Source organism: Paenibacillus bouchesdurhonensis (assembly GCF_900155685.1).
GTDB lineage: Bacteria > Bacillota > Bacilli > Paenibacillales > Paenibacillaceae > Fontibacillus > Fontibacillus bouchesdurhonensis.
This window is the reverse complement of record NZ_LT732548.1, coordinates 2365521-2389834: the sequence shown is the minus strand read 5'-3', so window position 1 is coordinate 2389834 and position 24314 is coordinate 2365521. Positions and strand designations below refer to the sequence as shown.

The window sequence follows — 24314 nt, the reverse complement described above, 5'->3', positions numbered from 1 at the left end:
TTAAGAACCGAAATATGATTTCAATAATGGAATAAGTCCAAGCGGGTTTTTCTTCAAGTCTTTGGCGCTAAAAAAGATGCTGCCTTTCACTTCAGGAATTCGCTCATTGTACTCCAACTGACGGATAATTTCATCAGCCGATTGCCAGCCGATTTCCGGTGTACCAATTTTATATGGTGAATGCCCGATATACAGCTTCACATCTGTTCCCCGAACTTCCTTTGCCCACCAATCTACAAGAATATCATAGCGTACCTCTTGGCGTGTCAAGCTCCAATACAATTGGGGCGTTACATAATCGATCCACTCTTGGCGAATCCAGGTTCTGACGTCAGCATAAGTGCTGTCGTACGCCGTCATCCCCGCCTTTGTATTCGAGCCAGTTATATCGGAAGCCTTGTTGCGCCAAACGCCAAACGGACTGATCCCGTAGGATACTCCAGGCTTAACGGCATGTATGCTCTGACCAAGGTCGCGTATGAATTGATTGATGTTATCTCTGCGCCAGTCCCCTTTGCTAAGCTGCTTCGAATTGTATTTCTTCATCGTAGCGTCGTCATTGAACTTACTCGAAGCCGTCTCACCGGACGGGTAAAAATAATCATCCAAATGCACGCCATCGATATCGTAGCCATTCACGACTTCCATAATCGCATTGATTATGTGCTGACGCGCTTCAGGGATGCCCGGATTAATGTAGAGTTTGTCGGCAAACTTTACGATCCACTCCGGATGCTGATGAACGACGTGGTTGCTCGGCAGCTTGCTGGTGTCAGCATTCATGCTCGCCCGGAATGGATTAAACCAGGCATGGAACTCCATCCCCCGGCGGTGCGTTTCCTCAATCAAAAAAGCTAAAGGATCATAGCCGGGGTCTCTGCCTGCCGTTCCGGTCAGATAGATCGACCACGGAACGAGCTTGGATGGATAAAAGGCATCCGCAGTGGGCCTGACTTGAACAAAAACTGCGTTTAAGCCCATGTCCTGCATCTCATCCAGCAGCTTGATGTACTCCTCTTTCTGTTGATCTATCTTTCCGAAGGAAGCCTTAGTAGGCCAATCGAGATTGATCACCGTAGAAATCCAAACTCCCCGCAGTTCAGCTGCATTTCCGCCGCTGTTAGACGGCTGTTCATTTGGGGGGATTACAGGAGTTGGCGTTGGCTCAACTACCGGCGGAAAGCCCGTCCCTTGAGAGGTCAATGTAATCGTTCGAGACGCAGAGCTCCAATCTACCTGCAAACCAAGCTGTTCTCCAACGAAGCGCAACGGAACCATTGTCCGTCCTGAATTAATCTCTACCGACACGTCCAGACTTACTGCCGTGTTGTTCACCTGAGCCGTCGTGCTTCCGGCACGCAATACGATGCTATTTCCGTCTTTGACGATGGTTACCGCTTTTGAGCTTTGAAGCCAGTCGACTTGAGCTCCTAAACCTTCGCTGATTACTCGAAGCGGAACCATGGTGACATTGTTCTTCGGCTTAATGTACGGAGGGGCATCGCTCGTTAATACCTTGCCATCTAATATGATTTCGATCGGACGAGCCGCAGCGGCATTCGTATGGCCGGAGAATGGCCAGATCAGCAGCAGAATTATAAAAGGAATAAACCATGTTCGGAATTTCATCAGTAACCTCCAATAGTTAGTAAATTGTTGCGGGTGTTCAAATTAATTCGCCTCCTTATCTCTAACGTCTTTTAACCCCCAAGAGTTGCGCTATTTCGGCAGATATTGGATTTAGCCTTGTAATACTGCAAAAGAAAAAGCATCTGCCCACATTAGACAGATGCTTTAACTAGGACTCGTTCATGAGTTCTTTCTCTACATCGCGCAAGTCTTGAATTCTAGATTCGTCGCGTTTAAAGTAGTCCACCAACGCGGCAATCCGGGTAATCGAGTCCCAGCTTAAATGATGCTCGATCCCTTCTACATCTTTATAAATGTTCTCCTCATCAACGCCGATCATTTCCAGAAACTCCTCAAGCAGATGGTGACGGTCAACAAGACGTTTGCCAATCTTCTTGCCCTTGCTGGTAAGCACTAGGCCACGGTATTTCTCATAAATGACGTATTCGTCCTTATCCAGCTTCTGGATCATCTTTGTGACAGAAGAGGGATGTACTTCCAGTCCTTCGGCAATATCTGAAACCCGCGCATATCCCTTCTCATCAATGAGCTTATAAATGCGCTCCAAATAATCCTCCATACTAGGTGTTGGCATCTTATGAACCTCTTTTCCTCAGTTGACATGGACTGCGCCAAGCAACATCGCTACTATATTTAATGATACATGTTGTGCTCGTCCGTTGGCAAGTATGCCTGAATTTAGAATTTCAGCCATTCCGGGGTAATCTGCTGCAGCCAAATCGTAATTTTAGCCATTTGATTTGTAAAAAGCAGCACCCCCATTAACAGCATTATTGCTCCACCTATTTTCATAATGGAGCCGGAGTAGCGCGTAATCCATTTTGTGCTGCCGATAAAAAAGGCCAGAATAAAAAATGGAAGAGCAAACCCAAGCGTATACGCTGTAATCAGACTTAACCAGGCTCCCGGTTCACTGACAGCCAGTGAAATAATCGCAGCTAAAATTGGCCCGACGCAAGGAGACCAACCGGCGGAAAATCCGATGCCAAAAATAAAGGAAGCCGCATACCCGGTTTTCTTCATTTTAATATCCATTTTCCGTTCTTTAAGCAGAAATTGCGGTTGGAAAATCCCGAGTAGAAACAAGCCCATAAGTATTATTAATATGGCAGAAATCTGGCGGATTAAATCTCGATTGCTTACGAAAAACTCGCCAAATAGACCGGCTCCAAAGCCTAGAGTATAGAATACGACAGAGAATCCCAAAATGAATGCAAGTGTATGCGTCATCGTCTTCATTCGGACTTCCCGCTTATTCTGCTCTGTCTTTAGCTTTTGCACCGACATCCCCGTTATATAGGACAAATATGACGGATAGAGCGGCAAGCAGCAAGGCGAGATGAAGGAGGCGACGCCTGCCCCGAATGCTACCAACACATTAATGTCAGCCATTTCAGCCTCCTATTCCTCATAATGAGATAGTGTATTCATTGTTCCTGATTTACGCTGATAATCCTTTTTTGCCTACGAGAATAACCATCAGCATAGCGATAAGCAGCAGTACGATCGTTGCTCCCGGCGCCAGATTCCATATGCCGGCCATAATCAATCCGCTAACGACGGCGATTTCCGCAATAATGACGGAGAATATCACCGATGACTTAAAGCTGCGAGCGATAAGCAGGCTGCATGCGGCTGGAATGGTGACTAGCGCAGAGACAAGCAAGGCGCCCACGATTTTGATGGCAGTACTAATAACCAGAGCCGTGAGCACAGTGATTAGCAGGTTAAGCAGCTTAACTGGCAATCCGCTGACCGCAGCGGCATCCTCCTCAAATGTAAGAAGGAAGAACTCCTTGAAGAACAGGGCAACAATAGCGATGACGACAAGCGTAACCACACCGACAATATACAAATCTTCCCTACTCAAGGTATAAATGCTGCCAAACAATACATCCGTATTGTACCCTATCCCGAGCGTAAAGAACAGCGAGGCCAGCGCCACGCCTCCCGACATAATGATCGCAATGGATAGCTCGGCGTAAGCCTTATAGGCTTTACGCAGCTTCTCAATCGCGAAGGAGGCAAGAACCGCAAAGACCAATCCCATCCAAATCGGATTAGCATGAATGAGAAAACCAAGAGCCACCCCCGCGATAGTTACGTGAGCCAGCGTGTCCCCGATCATCGACAAGCGGCGCAGCACTAAAAAAATACCGATCAGGGGGGCCGTGATGCCAATAAGCAGCCCTCCTATCAGTGCTCTTTGAAAGAATTCTGCCGTTAATATTTCCAAGTTTCACATCTCCTAAGAGTTTTGCGTAAGCAAAACTTTCTTCGTAAGCATAAGCTAAGAGTTTTGCGAAGCAAAACCTACTTCGTAAGCATAGGCCTTAAGTTTTGCGAAGCAAAACCTACTTCGCTAGCATAGGCTTTAAGTTTGCGAACCGCAATATAAAACATAAGGCTTTATTGTGCACAGAAAAACTAGCTAATTGAATGTTGAAGATCAGGGATCGCACATTCTTGATCATGGGAATGCTTCACGAAGAACTTAATCGCTCCGCAGCGATCTACTGGTTCGTTCCCCAAATTCTCCTCAATCATCTCCACATCATGAGATACCATTAAAAACGTCATGTGATGGTGTGCATGCATATGAAAGATCAATTCAAAGAAATCCTCCTGCGTTTGAGCGTCGATCCCAACCGTCGGCTCATCCAGAATTAGCAAATCCGGTTTATTGATCAGCGCTCTGGCCAAAAAAACACGCTGCTGTTGTCCCCCTGACAGTTCCCCGATTCGTTTGTCCGCGATATCCCTAATGCGCATTACTTCAAGCGCATCGTCGCATTTGTTCTGCTCGGCCTTCCCGATGCGGCGAAACAGCTTCTTATTATTGTATAGTCCGGACATGACAACCTCTCTTACGGTTGCCGGAAATAACGGATTAAACGAGTTCTTCTGAGGCACATAGCCGATTCTATCCCAATCGCGAAAACGCCGAATCGGTTGACCAAACAGGCGAATTTCCCCCGCGGTAGGAGATAACAAACCTACCATCATACGCAATAGAGTTGTTTTGCCTGCTCCATTGGAGCCAATGAGCCCGACGAAGTCGCGCTCTTTCACCGTAAAGCTAAAGTCCGAGATGACCTTCTTGTCTTTATAAGCGAAGGAGATATCAGCAAGCTCGATAATGTTATCATGGCAGGCTAATGCCGATGGGGCTATGTTGTCAGGTTTCATCTTGACCTTCCTTCCGCTAAAATGTCTCTTTTTATTGTAAAGCGATAACGAGATTTTGCAAATTTTTCTCCATCAAGGTAAAATAATTCTCCCCGGCCTGCTCCTGCTGTTTTGTCAGCCCTTCGACCGGATTTAGCACCAGTGTCTTCACACCGGCCTCAGAAGCTAGCGTATTGACTAACTTATCCGATACAAGCTCCTCGAAAAATATATACTGGATTCCCTGTTCCTTCACTAGTTTCGATAAATTGATCAAATCCTGGGCTTTGGGCTCAGCTTCCGGTGTCAGGCCCATAATCGAATGCTGAGTCAGTCCATAGTCACGGCATAGATAGCCGAACGATTGATGGGATACGACGATCTCCTTCCGGTTCGTCTTCGTCAGCTCCTCAGTAAACTTCGCATCTAGCTGCTGCAGACGGGCATGCAGTTGTTCATAGCGGGCCTCGTACTGCTCACGATGCGCTGGATCGACCTCAACATAGCTGTTCTTAATATTTTCAGCCATAATCATTGCCGATTTCGGGCTTACCCACGTATGCGGATCTATGTGGCCGTGGTCATGACCGTGATCATTCTCAGCATGCCCATGTCCGTCTTCTTCATCGCTTGCGATCAGGGCAATCCCCTGGCTTACTTCGACGGTCTTCACCTTGGAGTCATTCCCCAATCCTTTAAGGAAGCTATCCAGCCATCCTTCAAGCCCCGCTCCGTTATATAAGAACAGCTGTGCCTTGGAAGTATTGAGGATTTCCTGGCTGCGCGGCGTCCAATCGTGAGGCTCGACGCCTAAGGGCAGCAAATTGATGACATGCGCTTCCTCCCCGCCAATTTCTTTTGCAAATTCATAGAGCGGATAGAAGCTCGTTACAACGTTGACTTTACCCGCAACGACCTTGTTTTCGCTATTGCCGCTTCCGCAGCCGGCCAGCATCAAAACCGCTGCAAGCAGCAGGATCACCTTCCAGCCTTTATATATCTTCAAGTATGAAGCCATTATGATCTTCCTTCCTAATCATCCTTAATCGTAATTATTACTATAAGGATTATAGGGTCAACATAAAACGATTGTCAACCGCCTAATTCTGTCTTTTGCCGTCTTGTCATCATTTAGTGTGAGCGCATGCTGGGCAAATTAAACAGCTCATGGTATCATGTGATTGTTTCAGGAGCAAATAAAATTGCAATATTCGAAATTTTCGTTATTTTCTTTCCAGGGATCATGATTCGCTAAAGTTACATAGAAATCTTGCGTATGGTAAGCTAATGAGTTTGATAAACGCTTTCAAAAAAAGCGCGATACCAGCATTGAGAGGAGGTGGGCATCCAAGGAAAAAACCGAAAATCAATCGGGTCGATTCACCTGGCAAGTCGAGTCGAATCCGGCCTTCGGACGAGGTTACTCTTGATGGCGGTTTCATAGATGTGTCCCGCCTATACCGATGGCTGTAGTTTGTATCAAAAGGAGGATGTATGAATGAGCAGAAAGCATACCGTTAGAAACCGGATATGCTCTATAGCTATGACTGGGATGCTGTTGTTTGGATTGTTTCCTCCACTCGGCCTCTCTAACGTATTCGCCGATAGCGTGAGTACCGTCCACGCAGCCGCCTATATGGGGGCGAAGACAACGGCAGAAACGACTTTGCCTGACAACATGGAAGTGGACGGCCAGAGCGCGCATGTGACCTGGAATATCGGCGAGGATACCTTTGGCGTGCCTTACGAGACCGTGACGGTTACCGGTACGGCGGGAGGCAAGGCGGTCGTGGCCAATGTGGAGGTTATTCCGCCCTCAAGCCATCCTTTGGTTTATTTCGTGGATAGCGGCCGGGGCGGCGATTCCGGTGCCAACGTCCCTAGTTCCTCGCCGTTGTACGATGCGGTCAAGGAGCTGACCGGCGGACATTTGCTCAACCAGCTGCCGGACCAGAAGTTTGCCGGAACCAACGACTGGGGATTCGACGATTCGATACATAAGGTGAAGAACTCCAAGGACGGGGGACATACGGACCCCGCTGCCGATTCGTCGATATGGGTTGTCGGGCTGCGCGCTGCCAACGATCATATCATTTATCAGCTAAAGGCTCTGGAAGCCGGAACATATACGCTCAGCAGCGGCTTTCACGATTGGTACGGCAGCCGCTCCCGGGTGATGCGGCCCAGCATCGAGTATCTGGATATTAGCGGCGATACGCAGACCATTCATCTTGATCAGTTCAATACCAATGTGACCCAGTTCATTTCCAGCGAGTTTACGATACCCGGAGACATTGACACCAGCGTTCCCATGACGTTGACCTACACTTATGTGTCTGGCGAAAAACCGATCTTGAGCTGGTTCGCCATCGCCGAGGGCGAGATCAAAGGAATGATCGAAGACGCTCGGCAAAATGCAGCTTCTACGGTCAAGGTATTGCTGGACGGCAATGATATCAAAGCCGACAATGTTAACGGCCTCACGTTCAAGGGATTTGGCGTACTGAGCGCCAACAGCACCAGTGCTCTGCTGATGGATTATAAGGCTGAGCACCCCAATGCTTATGCGGAATTGCTGCAGATCCTGTTCGGCGGAGATAACCCCATTATGACGCATGTCAAAATCGAGATGGGCAACGACCGTAACAACTCCACCGGTCCGGATCCGGCCACAATGCGTACGGCCGATGAAGATGCCAACGTTACCCGGCATCCCGGCTTCCAGCTTGCAGCCGATGCCAAAGCCGTGAACCCTAACCTCAAAGTGAGCATCCTGCGCTGGAATGCTCCCGCCTGGGCCGACAACAACGACAAAATTTATACTTGGTATAAAAACACCATTCTGGCCGCTTTTCGCGAATACGGCTATATGGTCGATTACGTCAATCCCCATATTAACGAGCATGCGCCGGATCTGACGTGGACGAAACAATATGCGGAGCGGGTCAGGACGGATAACACAGGCTTTACGAGCGAAGAAGAGAAAACGCTTTATCACAGTGTCGAGGTTGTCATTTCCGATGAAGTCGGAATCGGCTCCTTCGGCGGCAGCATGGTGAGCGACGCCTCTCTGCGAGACGCGGTATCGGTCGCCGCATACCACTACAACACCGACGATGACAGTGCGGGCAATTTCAAACGGCTTGCAGAGCAATTCGACGTTGAGGTATGGAACAGCGAGGCGCAGGCCACCTTCAGCAACTCTTCCTTCCGTCCCAACAACAATATGAAGAATCCTGCAGCGGCAGGCACCGGCATAGGCGGAACAGGCAGCGCACTGGAAATGGGCAACACCATTATCAAGGGGTTTGTCAATTCCCGCCGGACGCATTTTATTTATCAGCCGGCCATCGGCTCCTTCTACGAAGGCGGTCAATATTCCTTCAAGGAATTGGTCAGTGCGCGCGACCCTTGGTCGGGCTGGATTCATTATGACGCGGGCCTTCTCGTCCTGCAGCATTTTAGTTGGTTCGCGAAGGTCAGCTGGGAGAACGGTAATAATGACGAGGGAATATGGAGAGCGGTTCCGCAAGCCAGCTACACCGGTGCAACAGGTACCAATCCGGTCAGCGGACGCAACGGCACCCCAAGCTACATGACGCTCGCGGCTCCCGACAAAAGCGATTTTTCAACCGTTATTGTAAATGACAGCGAGTATGAGAGAATCTACAAGCTCCAAACAGTCAATATGGCATACACGGGCAATCCTTCCCTGGAAGTATGGGAAACCCGCGCAGCCGACAAGGGAGAAGCCTTCAACAGCAGTTACATGCAATATCTAGGGAAGGTTTCTGCCGATGGAGGCGGGATTTACACCGTGCCTGTAAAACCCTATTCGATCGTGACCGTAACGACATTGGAAAACAACGGGAACAATGTATATCATACACCGCTCCCCGTTGAAGGCGAGCGCACCATTCTCGACACTGATGCGACCGGATCGGTTCAAAATACCGGGGATCGTATTCTTTACGCGGACGATTTTGACTATTCCGGCAAGACGGTTCCAGTGATCGGAGCAGGCGGCCAAATTACGGGCACCCAAGGCTATATTGAATCCCGCGGCGGCTCAAAAGGCGCAATCCCCCGCTACACCCATGACCGCAACGGTGCGTTCGAGGCGTATCTGGACGAGCAAACCGGTAATTATGTTTTGCGCCAGCAGTTGGATCGAGGGCTTATGGGACTTGGCGGTACGTGGAACAACGGCGAGCCCGTCACAACCATCGGCGATTACCGATGGACCAACTATAAGGCCAGCGTCGACGTTTCGTTCGAAACGAACCATACCCAAGGCGGCACAAATTACGCCGCGATTGGCGCACGGTATCAGGGCGGAGGCAGCTCCCACACCATCAATGGTACACCATATGTGCTGAAATTCTGGTTCGATGGCGGCTGGCAGCTGCAGGCCGACAACCGTTCTGTGGCAAACGGAAATGTCGTGACTGGTTCCGGCGGCGTGAAGATCGATGGCTTTGACAACGCTTATAACGCATGGCATAACATTGCCATTCAAGTGGCGGGCAGTCAGGTGACAGCCTACCTTGACGGCGTAGAGCTTGCCTCCTACACCGATCCGAATCCCAAGTTGTCCGGCCGGGTGGATCTTGGCAGCGGCTACTATCACGTTCGTTTTGATAATTTGCTGGTAGAAACGGTTGATGGATACGCGCCATACTATTCCGAGGCGCTTGATGATCTGGAAATGCACGACCTGGCTCCCGTTCCCAAGACCAAACTCGTTTACAGCGGTTCGTGGGCGCATAACAACGGCCAAGGCATGTTCCATTATCAACGCTCTCTTTCCACCAGCCAAGGCGCTGATGCTGCGCTGGAATATACGTTTATAGGCACCGGACTGGATATTCTGGGTCCCAATGACGGTTCGGCGAAGCTGGAGGTGACGGTGGATGGGCAGATTGTAATGCCTTCGGCCAGTACGCTGGCCTCCAAAGAATTGTACCAAACCCTTACGCTTCGCGGACTCGCATACGAAGAGCATACCGTTCAAATCAAGGTATTAAGCGGCACATTAGTTGTAGACGCCATAGCGGTTATTTCTGGCGAAGTCCAAGGGGCACCAGATACGGCCGATCTCCAGGATGCGTTTGCAGCGGCACAAAGCATCAATAAGTTGGACGAATTCCGCGACAGCGACTGGCAGCTCTTTGAAGCCGCTAGAAACGCCGCATTGGCTGCCTTGGCCAATCCTGTTTCCTTCCGATTGGATCAGGAGGGAGCCGAACAACTCGCGTCGCGTCTGATTTTTGCCCAGAACCAGTTGTTTACAGGCGATATACGGGAGCTTAGCTCGCCTCATTACGCTGCCGCCTACGCGGGAAGTCCGCCCAAGCTCCCCGAGATGGTAGAGGCGACGCGTGAAGACGGGACTACAACGCTCGTAACCGTAAATTGGCATCTAGACGACGTGAGCTTTGACACTGCCTACGAAACGGTAGCCGTAACCGGCACCTACGGAAGCCTTACAACCGTTTGTTACGTAGAAGTAGTCCCTAAAGACATTTTGTATTTCGCGGATCTTAATGCTACCGCAATCGGACTGACAGCAGGACATACATCTTCCGATACGCTCGGCTATGATTCGCCTGCTTACAGCGCTGTCGCGGCCCTTGCCGACGCTGCCGGCAAACCGCTTCTCAACGATGCACCGGATCGGATTTACGACTCCGTCAAAGGTTGGGGGCATGGCGGCTACAACGCTAGCGGCACGCCGTCCGTATATTACAAAGGGATCGTAAACGGCCCATACAGCAAACAAAGCACGACCGGCGTCTATACCACCGATCAGATCGGAGCGGCCCTTACCTACACGTTTGACAATCTGCCTGCGGGCGAATATAAGCTAGCACTTGGCACATACAGTTGGTGGTCCGGTTACTCCCGCACCGAAGAGGTCTATCTTGAATATGACAACAAAAGCATGCTTGTAGACATCATTACGCTCGACAGCAATTCGTTTGACACAGTAAAAGAGTATACCTTCTCTATGGCAGAAGCCGGATCATTGACTCTTAAGCTAGTCGCAGCGCAAAGCAACCAGTCGCCGATGCTGTCCTTTGTGGGCGTTGCACCGGTCAAAATTCCGGAAGCTGATGTAACGAAGCCGGTTATTACTTTACTCGGTGAGCCAGTTGTCCATTTGCCCGCCGGCACCGAATACACGGATGCGGGCGCGACGGCGATGGATGATCGGGACGGCGATATTACAGATCGGATCGTGACTACGGTGACCGGCAGCGTATACGGACTGACGGCAATCGATACATCGATTCCAGACGTTTACACGATCCGCTATAATGTGAGCGATGACGCGGGCAACGCGGCTAACGAGGTGACAAGAACGGTCATCGTAACGGAAGGCGTCGAAGCCGATGTGACGAAACCAGTCATTACCCTGTTAGGTGAACCAGTTGTTCGTCTGGCCGTTGGCGCGGGCTACACGGATGCAGGCGCGACGGCGAGCGACGACCGGGACGGCGACATTTCGGATCGCATCGTAACCACGGTAACCAGCGGCGTATACGGCGAAACCAAGCTCAATACATCCAAAGCTGGAACGTACACGTTCCACTACAATGTAAACGATGCTGCGGGCAATGCGGCTGACGAAGTTACAAGAACCGTGATTGTCTATAACAAAGATCGCGACGACACGGCAACTGCTCCGTCGTCGAGCGCGCCTTCAGCTCCAGCAGTACCTAAGAGTCCAATGAAGCCCGAGATTCCATCGAACACTCTGGTGCTTGGTGCAGACGATTTACGAGACGCAGTCGATGGTATAGTGATCATTCGTATTTCGGAGAATCAAGATACCGTCATTCTTCCGGGGAATATTGCAGAAGTTCTCGGAGATAACCGTCTCCGGTTCACAGGGCCGACGATGACTATCGAATTCCCTGCTGAATCTCTGAATAGCATCCAAGCCGTTGTACCTGGAGATGCGGCCGAAGAGGCGCAAATTCATTTCTTAATGCGGCTCGTTCCGAAGGATGAAGCCACCCGGCTTGTTCGCAACTCTGCCGCCCACCTTACGGCTCAATTGACGGCGGCAAGCGATATGTACAACTTCAGTATGTATTCCGTTGGCGCGGACGGAACTTCCGTACCGCTCACAGCCTTTACCAAGCCATTAACGATGACGTTCCAAGTCGATCCGAATGCCGACCGCGATTTATTGGGCATTTACTTTATTGCGGCAGACGGAACCCTTGAGTATATGGGCGGAACGTTGGCGGACGGCATCATAACTGCAAAGCTTCATCATTTAGGGAATTATACGGTACTGGAATACAACAAAATGTTTGCTGATGTAGAAAAGAGCCATTGGGCGATTCAAGCTATTAAAAGAATGGCAGCAAAGCACATCATCGCAGGGGTCGACGATACGCGTTTCGATCCGCAAAGAAACGTAACGCGAGCCGAATTCGCGGCGATGCTGACACGCGCGTTGGGGCTAACCACTGCCGATCCCCTTACGTTCACGGATGTGAGTCCCGATGAATGGTATGCCGAGGCGATAGCCAACGCAAGCAGCGCTGGGATCGTGCATGGGCGCGATTCGAGCACATTTGCGCCGAACGCCGTCATAACCCGGGAAGAAATGGCCGTTATGATCGTACGTGCGTATAAGCATTTGCACGGCGCAGAGACAACCGCGGCAAACCCAAGCTCGTTTAGTGATAACGATCGAATTGAAGCTTGGGCGCAGGACGCTGTGGGAGCCGCGCAAGCAATGAATCTCATCCGAGGACGCGGGAATAACGAGTTTGCTCCTAAAGCACCGATGACGAGAGCGGAAAGCGTGCAAGTTATTTCTAAAATTCTAAATTAAGCGGAATTCATTAATGAAAATAGGCGAGTCGGCGCAATAATTAGCGCGGACTCGCCTTTCAATTTCTTCGATGCTAGCCTTACCTATCTACCTACTTGACGATAGCACCGTTCGGCATATTATCAGGAACCGTCGCCAGCGTCAGCTTATCCCCCTGCGAGGCTGCCAGGATCATGCCCTGCGACAGCTCGCCGCGGAGTTTCACCGGCTTGAGGTTGGTCACGCAGATGACTTTGCGGCCTACCAGTTCCTCCGGCTTGTAGAACTTTGCGATCCCGGACACAACCTGGCGCTGCTCATAGCCGAGGTCGAGCTGCAGCTTGAGCAGCTTATCCGCCTTCGGCACCGGCTCGCAGGCGATAACCTCGGCCACGCGCAGCTCTACCTTGGCAAAGTCATCAATACCGATCTCCGGCTTTGTCTCTTGCTTCTCGGCCGCTGCAGGATTCTGCGCTTTCACTGGCTCCTCTGCTGCAGGCTCTGCACCTCCAGACATCGAATCCACGATATACAGAATTTCCTGTTCGGCATCAAGTCTTGGGAAGATCGGTTCGCCTTTTCCAAGCTTCGTTCCTGCCGGAATCAGGCCGAATGACTTCGCACTCTCCCAGGAAGTCAATTCGCCTTCCGCAATTCCTAGCTGTGACCAAATTTTCGCCGGAGCCTGGGTCAAGAACGGCTGCAGCAGTATCGAGGCAATCCGCAGAGACTCGGCTAAATGAACCATCACGGAAGCCAGTTCCTCCCGTTTAGCCTCATCTTTGGCAAGCACCCAAGGCTGTGTCTCATCAATATATTTATTCGTCCGTGCGATAAACGAACTAATGGCCGTCAATGCCACGGAGAACTCTAAATTCTCCATAACTTCCTCTACCTTCCGAATCGTCTGCAAAGCCAATTCTGACAGCTCAGCATCGAATGGCGTAACATTTGGTCGGTACGCAGGCAGCTCGCCGTTAAAATATTTACCGATCATGGCCACTGTACGATTCAGTAAATTGCCAAGATCGTTGGCCAGATCGGAATTAACGCGCTGTACGAAGCTTTCCGGCGTAAACGAGCCGTCGGAGCCAAACGGTACCTCGCGAAGCAAATAATACCGCGTAGCATCCAGACCATAGCGATCGATCAGCATATTTGGATCGATAACGTTCCCTTTGGATTTAGACATTTTGCCGCCCTTGGTAAGGAGCCAGCCATGTCCAAATACTTTCTTAGGCAGCGGAAGGTCGAGCGCCATCAGCATGATCGGCCAGTAAATCGTATGGAATCTAACGATTTCCTTCCCGACTAGGTGGACATCCGCAGGCCAGTAACGCTCATACAGCTCTGGATTGTCCGTGCCGTAGCCAAGCGCCGTAATATAATTGGACAACGCATCGATCCACACATAGATGACATGCTTCGGATCACCTTTTACTCTTACGCCCCAATCAAACGTCGTCCGGGATACCGCCAAATCCTCCAATCCCGGCTTAATAAAGTTGTTAATCATCTCGTTCTTGCGCGACTCCGGTTGAATAAAATCAGGATTCTCCTCATAATACTTCAGCAGACGATCCGCATAATGGCTCATTCGGAAGAAATAGCTTTCCTCCTTTACAAGCTCCACCGGGCGTCCGCAGTCTGGACAGTTGCCGTCCGCAAGCTGACGCTCCGTAAAGAACGATTCGCATGGCGTACAATACCAACCTTCATACTCGCCCTTATAAATGTCGCCTTTCTTCAATAAACGATCAAAGATCTCTTCAACGACGACTTTATGGCGCGGCTCAGTCGTCCGGATAAAGTCGTCATTAGAAATGTCCAGCTTCCGCCACAGATCCTTAATGCCTACCACGATATCGTCGACAAATTGCTGTGGAGTTTTGCCGTTCTCTTGGGCTTTGCGTTCAATTTTTTGCCCATGTTCGTCTGTCCCCGTCAGATAGCGCACATCGTAGCCGCGCAGCCGTTTGTAACGCGCGATAGCGTCACCGGCGACCGTCGTGTAAGCGTGACCGATATGCAGCTTGTCGCTTGGATAATAAATCGGTGTCGTAATATAGAATGTTTTTTTCTCAGCCATATTCCATTGTCCTCCTTCATGTTCAACCCTAAAAAAACAAAAAAACTCCCACCCCCTATGGGGCGAGAGATGACTCACGCGTTACCACCCAAATTCCCCGCGTCTTTGCAGACGGCAGGCTCAGCCGGTCTTAACGACCCTCCATTAACGCCGGATTGCGCGCCGCTCCCTTACCGCCGCAGCCCATAGGCCGCCGCTGGCTCGAAAGCAGTTCCTCCCGGACCATCTTCCAAAGAGATTCAGACCGGTTTGCAGCTCCCCCGGCTCTCTGTCACTGAGTCCCTCTTTGTACTTATCCGTTCGTCGGAAAAATATCATTTATCTAATTGCTTATCATGTTTATCTTCTATCTTAAAAAAAGACGCGAAGGCTGTCAAGCGATCGGATGATCTAGAGCAGCCGGATCTGCCTTGGCTTAAGTTTTCAGGTCGAGCTATGGTCTCCCAGCTTGCCCTCGCCCTTGGACTGAGAAGACTTCCTCGGTGGAACGGGATCCAATCCGCCGGGGTGAAACGGATGACAGCGTGAAATGCGTTTGGCAGCTAGCCAGGAGCCCTTCAGGGCGCCATGCACCTCAATCGCCTCCAAAGCATAGGCCGAGCAGGTAGGGTAGAATCTGCACGTCGGCGGTTTAAGCGGTGAAATAAATTTACGATAGAAGATGATTGGGCCTTTGACCGCTTTGCGAACTATCCCCATCTTAGGATGTCTCGCTGTGCTGTGGCAAACGCTTGCCCTCCAGCTCAGGTCCGCAGTCTTTGCAATAGCCGAACACTTCAAATTTATGCTTGACCACCTGAAATTGTTCAGGGGCGTCTGTCAAAGGCATCGGGCAAAAGTGAATCGGATACGTCCGCTCACACTGCAGGCAGATCATATGGTGATGGTGGTGCTCTTCATTGCAGCCGGCCCGGAATTTAAGGCCGTCCTCAAACATGACCTGCTCCAGCACCCCCAGCTCTTCCATTACCCGCAAGTTGCGGTATACAGTATCGAAGCTGAGCCCACTATATTTTTGGCCCATATATTCATAAACGTCCTTAGGCGTTAAATACCCATCTCGCTCTGCGAACAGCTTGGCTAACGTTCTGCGCTGATCCGTAATCCGTAGACCTTGGGCGGACATGATCCCGATAATTTGTTCATTCGACAACATGTGCATACCTCCCGTCTGAACTTGCGTTATGCATGCGTCACTAATAATAATGCCCGAAAAAAACGGCAGCGTCAATGAAGCTTCACCCATCTACGTCCCCAGGCAGCATCATAAAAAAAAGAAGACCAACAAATAATATGTTGGTCTGGCTTGATAGCATACATTTTCGAAATATTAATGTTTGATTTCAGGTAATGGCTGGAATAATAGATTAACAGACAAGCTGCTGCCTGGCGCAGCCGTAAAGAGCATTTCCACCGTCTCTTCGCGATCGCCCGTCCGATAGAGCACAGCCGCTTCGTGAGGAGCTCTTAGACCGCTGGTCTCAGGCAATTGAACCATCCTCCCGTTCACCATGATCACTCCATCATATTGCCCTCCGCGAGGGTTGAACGTAATAAGGGTCTGTGGAGCGACTCGGTGAAGCTTGATTCGGTACAGCACGCCAAAGTTGCCTGCGTTCATTTGGTATGTTCCTGTTGCCCCGTCTGTACCGATTAGAAATGGATCTTGAGAATTGTCGCCGATCATCAGCCGGGAAGGCGTTAGACCAATAAGGTCGCCGTATTGGATATTTCTTGTCGCTTCGTAATACGTTCCCCGGTTGTGATTATCCATGGGAAGCACCGACAAATTTTGCAAGGCTTTAATGGGATCTCTGGTGCTTTGAAGCATAATAATATGATATTGAATCGTTTGATCACTGTATAAGTCCGCAAATAGGGATATGACATCTCCCTGCCTCATCGCATTTGAACTCAGTTCGCTGAAAATGACCTTGCTCTGACCTGGCGCAAGCCATACATCCTTATATTTGTTGCCGTATTGCATCGATTCGAAATAACGCTGAACGGACATTTTTCCCGAAGCTGTCGCATATTTTGTTGGCCCGCCCATTCCCAGGTTCATCTGAGTTAAGCGTGCGGTTTCCGCATTGCGGTTTGTGGCAATGACATACATTTTCACGTTTTTTCTAGTCGCATTCACATGATGCAGCATGAATCTTGTATTCCCGATCGCTGACTCCCGGTAAACGATCCCTTCGGAATAGACAGTCTCGGGACTATTGCTGCGAATTAACGTTACGGGCTCGCTCTCATATCGATAAGGAACCTTGTCCCAGGTAGGTATTTTTGTGCCGTCAAACGAGTATTTACTGCCGACTGGCGTATAAATTTTGTAGAAATCATCTCGCGAATACAGCGTTTCGTCCGTAATCATGATCGTTTTCTCCACCGTCGAGGAGAGTCCGTATTTGTTCTTAACGGTTAAGCGAATCGTCTTTGGCCCTGGCAGGAAAAAAGCCATCTCATTGTTGAACCATTCCCGCGACACAATTGCATTGTTCTCGTCCGTACTGTAATCCGTGTACGTCACGAGCTCCCCCATTTTGTAAGTGTCCTTATTCGTCGTAAAATCGGCAACCGGAGGCGTATGCGGCTTGTTCACCGTAACGGTAAGCCAGAACGTGTCGCTCCATTGACCGCTGGAATCCTTGACGCGATAGCTGACTACGAATCTGCCTGGCGACATGAATATGTCCTCCCGGCCTTCCCACTGCTCCTCTACGATCGGTAATCCTTTAGGAGAATAGGCACTTGGCATATATTGCACCAAAGTCTCGCCGGCAAAGATTTCCGGATTTCCGATACTAAAAGAAGCAACTGGCTTTGTCGACAAGCTGAGAATGACTTTCTTCTCCTGCTGGTTTACGGTGTAGGGGATGCCTAGAGCTTGCGTAATGGAGGTTAGCGGAACCATGAACACGCCTTTGGAGGAGTATGAGGCGCCTTTCATTTGCTTGACGGTTCCATTCACTTTATAGTTTTTGCTGTTCAGCTTGAAGCGCAGCTCATCGCCGCCCCGCCGAATGACGGTCTCTTTCGTTTTGTTATCATATGATAATTTCAATCCCGTGCGTTCAACGATCGCTCGAATGGAAATGTAGGAAACCCCGTCCTTGACGGTCATCGGGTGTGAGGCTAAATATAGCTTGCCGTTCTGATACATTTTATTGCTGTTCATCATAAGAACCAACTGGCTGACATCGGAGCTCAAGGCTGCATTCGCAGTCCCTGCTGCCACAAGCCCGGTTTCCTCCTCGGTCTTTGCAAGCGAGTCCGTCTCATTGGGCTGCTGAGAATCAGGTTTCGGGGGGATTTCGCTTTCGGCCTGACCGCCAGCTGGGTTAATTTGTTTATCGGTTATATTCGCCGGAGCATTCGGCGATACTGGTAATGTGTTCATTTGACCTGCAGCGTTGTCATCAGTGCTTAGGATACTTCCGGGTACGGTCTCTGCCGCACTAACAGGTAGAACCATGGTCACTAGTGAAGCAATCGATACGGTGGTGAGGACCATTTTTTTCAAATTCATTGCTAAACTCCTTCTGTCTCCCATTGTTTAATACTGTCACTTATACACTTATAGTTAAACGCTGAATAAGATGAAAAGTTGCTACTTTTAGCATACAAAAGTAAAAGCCGGTAAAAATCCGTTATTAATACGGACCTTTACCGGCTTTATAGGTAATTAGTGCCATATTAGAATCGAATAGCTCTCCGTGCTACAGGCCGTGTCCAATCGGAAATTGTGGATTCAGGCCTACCGGAAGCTTGCCCTGTGGACGTAGCTGCCCAAATAGCACTTTTGCAAGCGCATCAAGCGAGTACTGCCGATTCTCGTACAGGCACAAATATGTTCCGATCTCAGGAAAAGAATTAATATCATATGGATTCCGTGTGGATACAACTATAATACTAGAACCATGAATTTCATTCAATCCCTTTATCAAGGATATTTGCCCTTTAGAAATTTCTCCTTCTGCGGTATAAGTAATTACGATTATTTGTTTAAAGTCCCTGCTTTGCTCGATGACCTCTTGAATTTCAGAATCGTCTGGAGAGGTGCCAACGATAGCCAGGCTCACATGCTCTGCGTAAGGGTCAAGCGCGTCAGCCAGCGTATACCGATGAACAGCTGGCTCATCCACCTCTGTACGGTGGCGCAGCTCCGGCCAGACGACGAGCACAGGCTCTTCTTTCGCCAGAGGCAGGTTGCCGCTGTGATCACTCACAAGCGTCACACTGTTCTCGGCTATGCGGCGCAGCAGCGGCTCGCTCTCTTCCATAGGAGTAAGCGGGATGCTGAGTGAGTGGGCAGGGATGCTCCCCTGCGATTTATGGATACGCTTATGTTTTAAAGCAAGGATGCGCGTCACGGATTTATCAATTTGTTCCTCTGTCAACCGTCCGCTTTGGACGGCAGCACATACCGCTTCAATCGCCCGTACCTGTTCCTCCAAAGTATGACTGACCAGAACGATATCCGCCCCAGCCTCAATGGCTCGTACGGCGCCCTCAGCGATCCCGCAGCTTTTGGAGATGGCGTGCATTTCCAGGCAGTCCGTTACGATGACGCCTTCAAAACCAAGCTCATTGCGCAGTAAGTCGGTAAGAACGCGCCGGGACAGCGTCGCTGGCACTGATTCCGGCTCAAAGGCCGGAAAAATGACATGTGCTGTCATGATCATATCTACTCCGGCTTCAATCGCTTTACGAAACGGCGGGAGCTCCACGCTGTACAACCGCTCCCGGCTATGCGGCACACTTGCCAAGCCGTGATGCGAGTCGACCGTCGTATCGCCATGCCCAGGAAAGTGCTTGGCTGTGGCGCTGACTCCCTGGCTCTGGTATCCACGGATCGCAGCGACCCCGTGCTCGGCAACTCGATGCGGATCTTCACCGAAAGAGCGAACGCCGATTACCGGATTGGCAGAGTTGTTATTGACATCGACACAAGGCGCAAAGTTGAGATTAATGCCGAGGGAAGTTAATTCCTTAGCCGCCAACACGGCCGCCTCCTCGGTCAGCGACAAATTATTCGCCGCTCCGAGCGCCATATTGCCCTGAATCCTACTTACGCCGTCATGATCCAATCTCGCCACCATGCCGCCTTCCTGATCCATCGAAATAAAGAGAGGAATTTCCGGTGTGCTGCGGGGCAGCTGCTGCAAATCCTCAGACAGCCGGGCCAGTTGACCCACGCTATCGATGTTGCGCCGAAAATAAATGATTCCACCTAAATGATGCTCGGCAATTAATGCCTTGATTCCTTCATCCACCACAGTCCCGGGAAAGCCGCAAATGAACATCTGCCCGATTTTTTGCTCTAACGTTAGTTTTGATTGATCCAACTTAAGCACCCACTTTCTTAAAGTTAAATAACTATGTTAAACTTTGCTTTGGAATGACGCATTGAATGATCGTGCCTTCTCCAGGCGCGGAACAGATAAACAAGCCGTATCTTCGTCCATACTGCAATCGCAGCCGATCATGGACGCTGCGCAGTCCTAGGCCCTGTCTCTCCGGTCTCGGATAAGGCTTAAGCGCTTCGTACTTCACATGATCCAACTCGGCGTATTGTATGGATGACAACTGCTCGCCAGAGATGCCGATTCCATTATCCTCGATGCGGAGCACCATTCTATCCTCCTCCAGGAAGCCCGTAATAGCAATGCGCCCCGGGTATTCAATCCCTTCGAAGCCGTGCTGGATACTGTTCTCCACCAAAGGCTGGAGCGTTAATTTTAGCAGCTTATATTGCATCATTTCCGCCGGAATATCGATCGCATAATCAAACAGATCGTCAAACCTGATTTTTTGTATTTCCAAGTAGCTGTACAAATGCTCGATTTCAAGACTAAGCTTGATCTCCTCCTTCTCCTGAATGCTGATTCGCAAAATGCTGGCAAGACGCAGCACCATTTCGCTAACCTTCCGCCCTTCATTTTGGATGGCCAGAACGTTAATCGACTCCAATGTGTTAAAGAGAAAGTGCGGCTTGATTTGCGCCTGCAGCACCCGCAGCTCCGCATTGGCCTTCTGCTCCTGCTCCGTCTTGACCTGCTCGAACAGCTCATTGATCTTGTTCATTTGATTGTTAAAGCCCTTTTGCAGCAAAAACAGCTCATCATCGCCCTTTTCTTCCACTCTGGCCTGTAAATCTCCCGCCTCGACCTTGCGCATAAACCGAACGATTTTACCGATATGCCCGGTAATTCGGTTCATGAACAATACATTGAACAGCATCGCCGTAATCAAGCAAATAAAGAGAATTGCGATAAACCACTTGGCGAAGGTCGTAATTTCCTGCGATAAATAACTCCAGGAGGTCACAGACACCAGGCTCCAAGGATAATCCTGCAAATTGTATATGGAAATGATGCTTTCTTGCCCGTTGAATTTTCCTTTGAAGCTCTGGTACGTCTCGCTTGGGTGAAATGCATAATTAATGTGGCCCTGAATGCTTTGCCCGTCAAACTCGAATTGATGATCGTACAGCACCAGCCCGTCGTCATTGACCAGCATGAAACGGGTGTCCTTCATTTCACTGCCCAGCTTCAAATTTTGAAAAATACGTTCAAACTCCCAGTTCTTGATCTGTACCGCCAGAATGCCAAGCGGCTTCATCGTATGCTTGTCCTTGATCAGGCGAATTTGTGTGAATACGTTGTCAGAGCCCGTCAACTCGGGATATTCATACGGGGCTATCCACTTGGATTGGCCTTTGAGCGCTTTCACTTCCTCATACAGAGGATGCAGTTTGAACTTTTCATAAGGAAGGGTTTGGAAGCCTTCCTTATTAAACAAAGTAACCACGTTGGAAGTTTCGCCCTTGCCTCGCTCGCTGTATAAAAAGGCATAGTCGATCGCAGGATGGTTATATAGCAACGACCGAAAGTTCTTCTGATTCTCGTTCAGTTGGATTTGGCTGACCAGGTTTTGAGAATCGGGATCTTCGGCCATGAGCGCCATTTTAAAAATTTCGTTGGATATTCCATTATCCGTCACATTGTCCATCTCTTGAAACACTTTTTTGATACTATAGCTGATCGCCTTGAGAGAATATTCGGCTTGTTGGCTATGCTTCTTCTCAATCGATTGAAAGGTGACGAAAAAGGTGACGATGCCAAGGATGAATAGCGGCACGATGACTAGTCCTAGAAAAGCTGTCAACATCTTAATCCTTAGATTCATAAGTTATCTCCTTGCGGAATTTAATGCTAGGGAAACTCTGCATTTGCGGCGTCCTGCGATCGCTGCACAGCTTCGAGCATCGTCGTCGGCTCTACTGCTCCGCTGATCATTTGCTGAATGCCGAGACCCAAAGCCTCATTCACCGGTGTCTGTACGAGCGCATCATACGCTGGATAAGATATATCAATCTGCTCTACGCCGTTAAAAATATCCTGTAACAAGGGATCCTCCACCGTAGCCGATAACTGCTCTGTTTCGATGATTAAAGCGGGCAGCACCCCGTCCTCCTTCAATCCACGCATCTGCATTTCTTCTGACCAAAAATTCTGGATAAACTGTTTAACCGCTTGCAATTTCCGCGGATCATCAGCCATTGAGCTAGAAAAGCCATAGCCGTTGTTAAAATCATTCATAATGATATAAGGATCGCCTTCCGCCTCTGGCGGCATGTTGAAATAACCGATTTTCCCGATTAAATCGCCTGCTTGTTCCGGATCTCTAAACACGGAATTCGCCCACGAGCCGTCCATCATCATCATCGCTTCACCGCTAATGATCTGGCTCCTCATATCGTTGTATTCTACTGCCAACTCGCCTGGCTTGTAATACCCTTTTTCTACCCATTCCTGATGCTTCTCGAAGGCTCTTACGACGTCAGGATTACTCCATTTCGCTTGGCCGGAGCGAAAGTCCGAGGTAATTTCCGCCCCGGCGAAATAACACCATAAATTATTCGTCGTCATCAACGGAATCCAGGCCTCCTTGGAGGATTGGGCAAAGGGAATTTTACCATCCGCTTTTATGAATTCTGCCAGTTGTTCCAGCTCCGCCAACGTCCTCGGAACCTGGAGCCTCTTTTCCTCAAAATATGCTTTGTTATAAAAAAAGCCTTCGATGGATGCTCCTGCAGGCAAGCCGTAAATTTTCCCGTCATGCGTGTACGGCTCCAATCCTCTGATCTTATCTTTGAGCCCAAGCTCCTCCAAAACCGGCGTCAAATCTAACATCAGCCCTTCCCGGGCATATATACCGGAATCCGGACTGCCAAACACGTCAAAGATATCCGGCGGCTTGCCGGCGGCCATCTCGCCCCGCAGCTTCTCCTTGCGGTTCACCTCGGAATCGACGCCGTCCAGCCTTATTTTTAAACCGGGAATTTCCGCTTCGGTCTGTCGAACAACGTCTTTAAGAATAGCTAACCGAATTTTTTTGGATTCCCCGATCTGTGTGTGTCTGATCGTAACTTCAAAAGGCTCATCATGAAGCGGCGTTCGCCCGTTTATTGATGTGCCCTTCTCTTCTGCTGCGCTGTTGCTATCGGAATCATTCTCATCACAGCCAGCCGCAAACAAGGCTAAAATAAAAAAGAGCAGGAGCAGCCATAATATGGAACGATTTCTGATCTGCATATTAAGCCCCCTATTTTTAGATGAAGCTGTCTATGAAATTATCTACATAGCTATCTATATTATAGACTGAACCATCTTCTTTGGTAAGGTAACAAATCTCTGCAACAGGGGGAGGATTAGATGATGCGGATAACAATAAAAGAGCCGCCCCAACTAGTTTCAACTAATTGGGACAGCCCTGGCTGTAATATTTATGATGTTATAAAATCGTGGCTACCGTCTGCTTTCTTCCTTCTTCAATCAGATCATATGCCCGCTGAACCTCCGCCTCCGTCGGCGAAGGCACGCCTTCCAATGGATAATTCCAGCCTAGCTCCTGCCACTTGTATATGCCCATCTGATGATAAGGAAGTATTTCAAACTTCTCTACGGCGTGCAGCTCCCCGATAAACCGTCCAAGATTGAGCAAATCCTGTTCATCATCGGTAAGCCCTGGAACAAGTACGTACCTGATCCACATGTTGCGTCTTTCATTAGATAGCCATCTAGCCATGTTCAGCATGCGCTCATTCGGTTTCCCGGTCAGCTTGATATGCTTCTCATTGTCGATATGCTTCAAATCGAGCATGACCAGATCTGTGACATCCAAAAGCTCGATGATTTTGGGGCCTTCATTATAACCGTTCGTATCAAGCGTCGTATGCAGATTCCAGCGCTTTTTCACTTCGCGAAACAATTCCGTCACGAACGGCGCCTGCAACGTAGCTTCCCCACCGGAGACCGTCAATCCGCCGCCTGACGAGCGGTAGTAGCTAAGGTACGGCTCGATTTCAGCAAGCACCTCTTCTAACGTCATTTCCTTCCCGTCCGTCAGGCTCCATGTATCTGGATTATGGCAATATTGACATTTCAGCAAGCAGCCCTGCATGAAGAGGACGAAGCGAATGCCTGGGCCATCAACCGTTCCGAATGTCTCCAATGAATGTATGCGACCTTTAAGCATGTTTCGTCACCCTTTCTGAATTGGCTG

The 24314-nt window shown here is 49.6% G+C and carries 15 protein-coding genes; 1 reads left to right on the top strand and 14 read right to left on the bottom strand.

Annotated elements, in window-relative coordinates; all coding sequences use genetic code 11:
- The 6 genes from CZ379_RS14920 to CZ379_RS14895 form a co-directional block, all read right to left on the bottom strand.
- Nucleotides 1-1629, bottom strand: coding sequence for a family 10 glycosylhydrolase (locus CZ379_RS14920; protein WP_110932337.1), 1629 nt, complete (start codon nucleotides 1627-1629; stop codon nucleotides 1-3).
- A gap of 169 nt (nucleotides 1630-1798) precedes the next feature.
- Nucleotides 1799-2224: a transcriptional regulator MntR gene (gene mntR / locus CZ379_RS14915; RefSeq protein WP_055107667.1), complete on the bottom strand. Its 426-nt coding sequence runs from the start codon at nucleotides 2222-2224 to the stop codon at nucleotides 1799-1801.
- Nucleotides 2225-2328: 104 nt separating this feature from the next.
- A complete protein-coding gene (locus CZ379_RS14910; RefSeq protein ID WP_110932336.1) occupies nucleotides 2329-3042 on the bottom strand; it encodes a cytochrome c biogenesis CcdA family protein in 714 nt (237 codons plus the stop codon).
- A 49-nt stretch (nucleotides 3043-3091) separates the two neighbouring features.
- Nucleotides 3092-3886, bottom strand: a complete 795-nt coding sequence (locus tag CZ379_RS14905; protein ID WP_110932335.1) for a metal ABC transporter permease — start codon at nucleotides 3884-3886, stop codon at nucleotides 3092-3094.
- 191 nt (nucleotides 3887-4077) lie between these two features.
- Nucleotides 4078-4839: a metal ABC transporter ATP-binding protein gene (locus CZ379_RS14900; protein WP_199925621.1), complete on the bottom strand. Its 762-nt coding sequence runs from the start codon at nucleotides 4837-4839 to the stop codon at nucleotides 4078-4080.
- Between the two features lie 31 nt (nucleotides 4840-4870).
- On the bottom strand, nucleotides 4871-5836 hold the full coding sequence (locus CZ379_RS14895) for a metal ABC transporter substrate-binding protein (RefSeq protein WP_110932334.1): 966 nt from the start codon (nucleotides 5834-5836) through the stop codon (nucleotides 4871-4873).
- Nucleotides 5837-6316: 480 nt separating this feature from the next.
- Here CZ379_RS14895 and CZ379_RS14890 point away from each other — a divergent pair, with 480 nt between their 5' ends.
- Entirely contained in the window at nucleotides 6317-12673 is a 6357-nt protein-coding gene (locus CZ379_RS14890) for an S-layer homology domain-containing protein (RefSeq protein ID WP_110932333.1), read from the top strand.
- 91 nt (nucleotides 12674-12764) lie between these two features.
- Here CZ379_RS14890 and metG read toward each other — a convergent pair whose 3' ends face one another.
- From metG to pflA, 8 genes are all read right to left on the bottom strand, one after another.
- Entirely contained in the window at nucleotides 12765-14741 is a 1977-nt protein-coding gene (gene metG / locus CZ379_RS14885) for a methionine--tRNA ligase (RefSeq protein ID WP_110932332.1), read from the bottom strand.
- A 423-nt stretch (nucleotides 14742-15164) separates the two neighbouring features.
- Nucleotides 15165-15440, bottom strand: coding sequence for a membrane protein insertion efficiency factor YidD (yidD, locus tag CZ379_RS14880; protein ID WP_110932331.1), 276 nt, complete (start codon nucleotides 15438-15440; stop codon nucleotides 15165-15167).
- Nucleotide 15441: 1 nt separating this feature from the next.
- A complete protein-coding gene (locus CZ379_RS14875; RefSeq protein ID WP_110932330.1) occupies nucleotides 15442-15897 on the bottom strand; it encodes a Fur family transcriptional regulator in 456 nt (151 codons plus the stop codon).
- Nucleotides 15898-16071: 174 nt separating this feature from the next.
- Nucleotides 16072-18273, bottom strand: coding sequence for a stalk domain-containing protein (locus CZ379_RS14870; RefSeq protein ID WP_110932329.1), 2202 nt, complete (start codon nucleotides 18271-18273; stop codon nucleotides 16072-16074).
- Nucleotides 18274-18463: 190 nt separating this feature from the next.
- Nucleotides 18464-20092, bottom strand: a complete 1629-nt coding sequence (gene nagZ, locus CZ379_RS14865; protein WP_110932328.1) for a beta-N-acetylhexosaminidase — start codon at nucleotides 20090-20092, stop codon at nucleotides 18464-18466.
- A 31-nt stretch (nucleotides 20093-20123) separates the two neighbouring features.
- Nucleotides 20124-21935, bottom strand: coding sequence for a cache domain-containing sensor histidine kinase (locus tag CZ379_RS14860; protein ID WP_110932327.1), 1812 nt, complete (start codon nucleotides 21933-21935; stop codon nucleotides 20124-20126).
- Nucleotides 21936-21961: 26 nt separating this feature from the next.
- Nucleotides 21962-23344 carry an extracellular solute-binding protein gene (locus CZ379_RS14855; protein ID WP_110932326.1) on the bottom strand — a complete coding sequence of 461 codons (1383 nt, stop codon included), beginning with the start codon at nucleotides 23342-23344 and terminating at the stop codon, nucleotides 21962-21964.
- Between the two features lie 199 nt (nucleotides 23345-23543).
- On the bottom strand, nucleotides 23544-24287 hold the full coding sequence (gene pflA / locus CZ379_RS14850) for a pyruvate formate-lyase-activating protein (protein WP_110932325.1): 744 nt from the start codon (nucleotides 24285-24287) through the stop codon (nucleotides 23544-23546).
- Nucleotides 24288-24314: the final 27 nt, after the last annotated feature.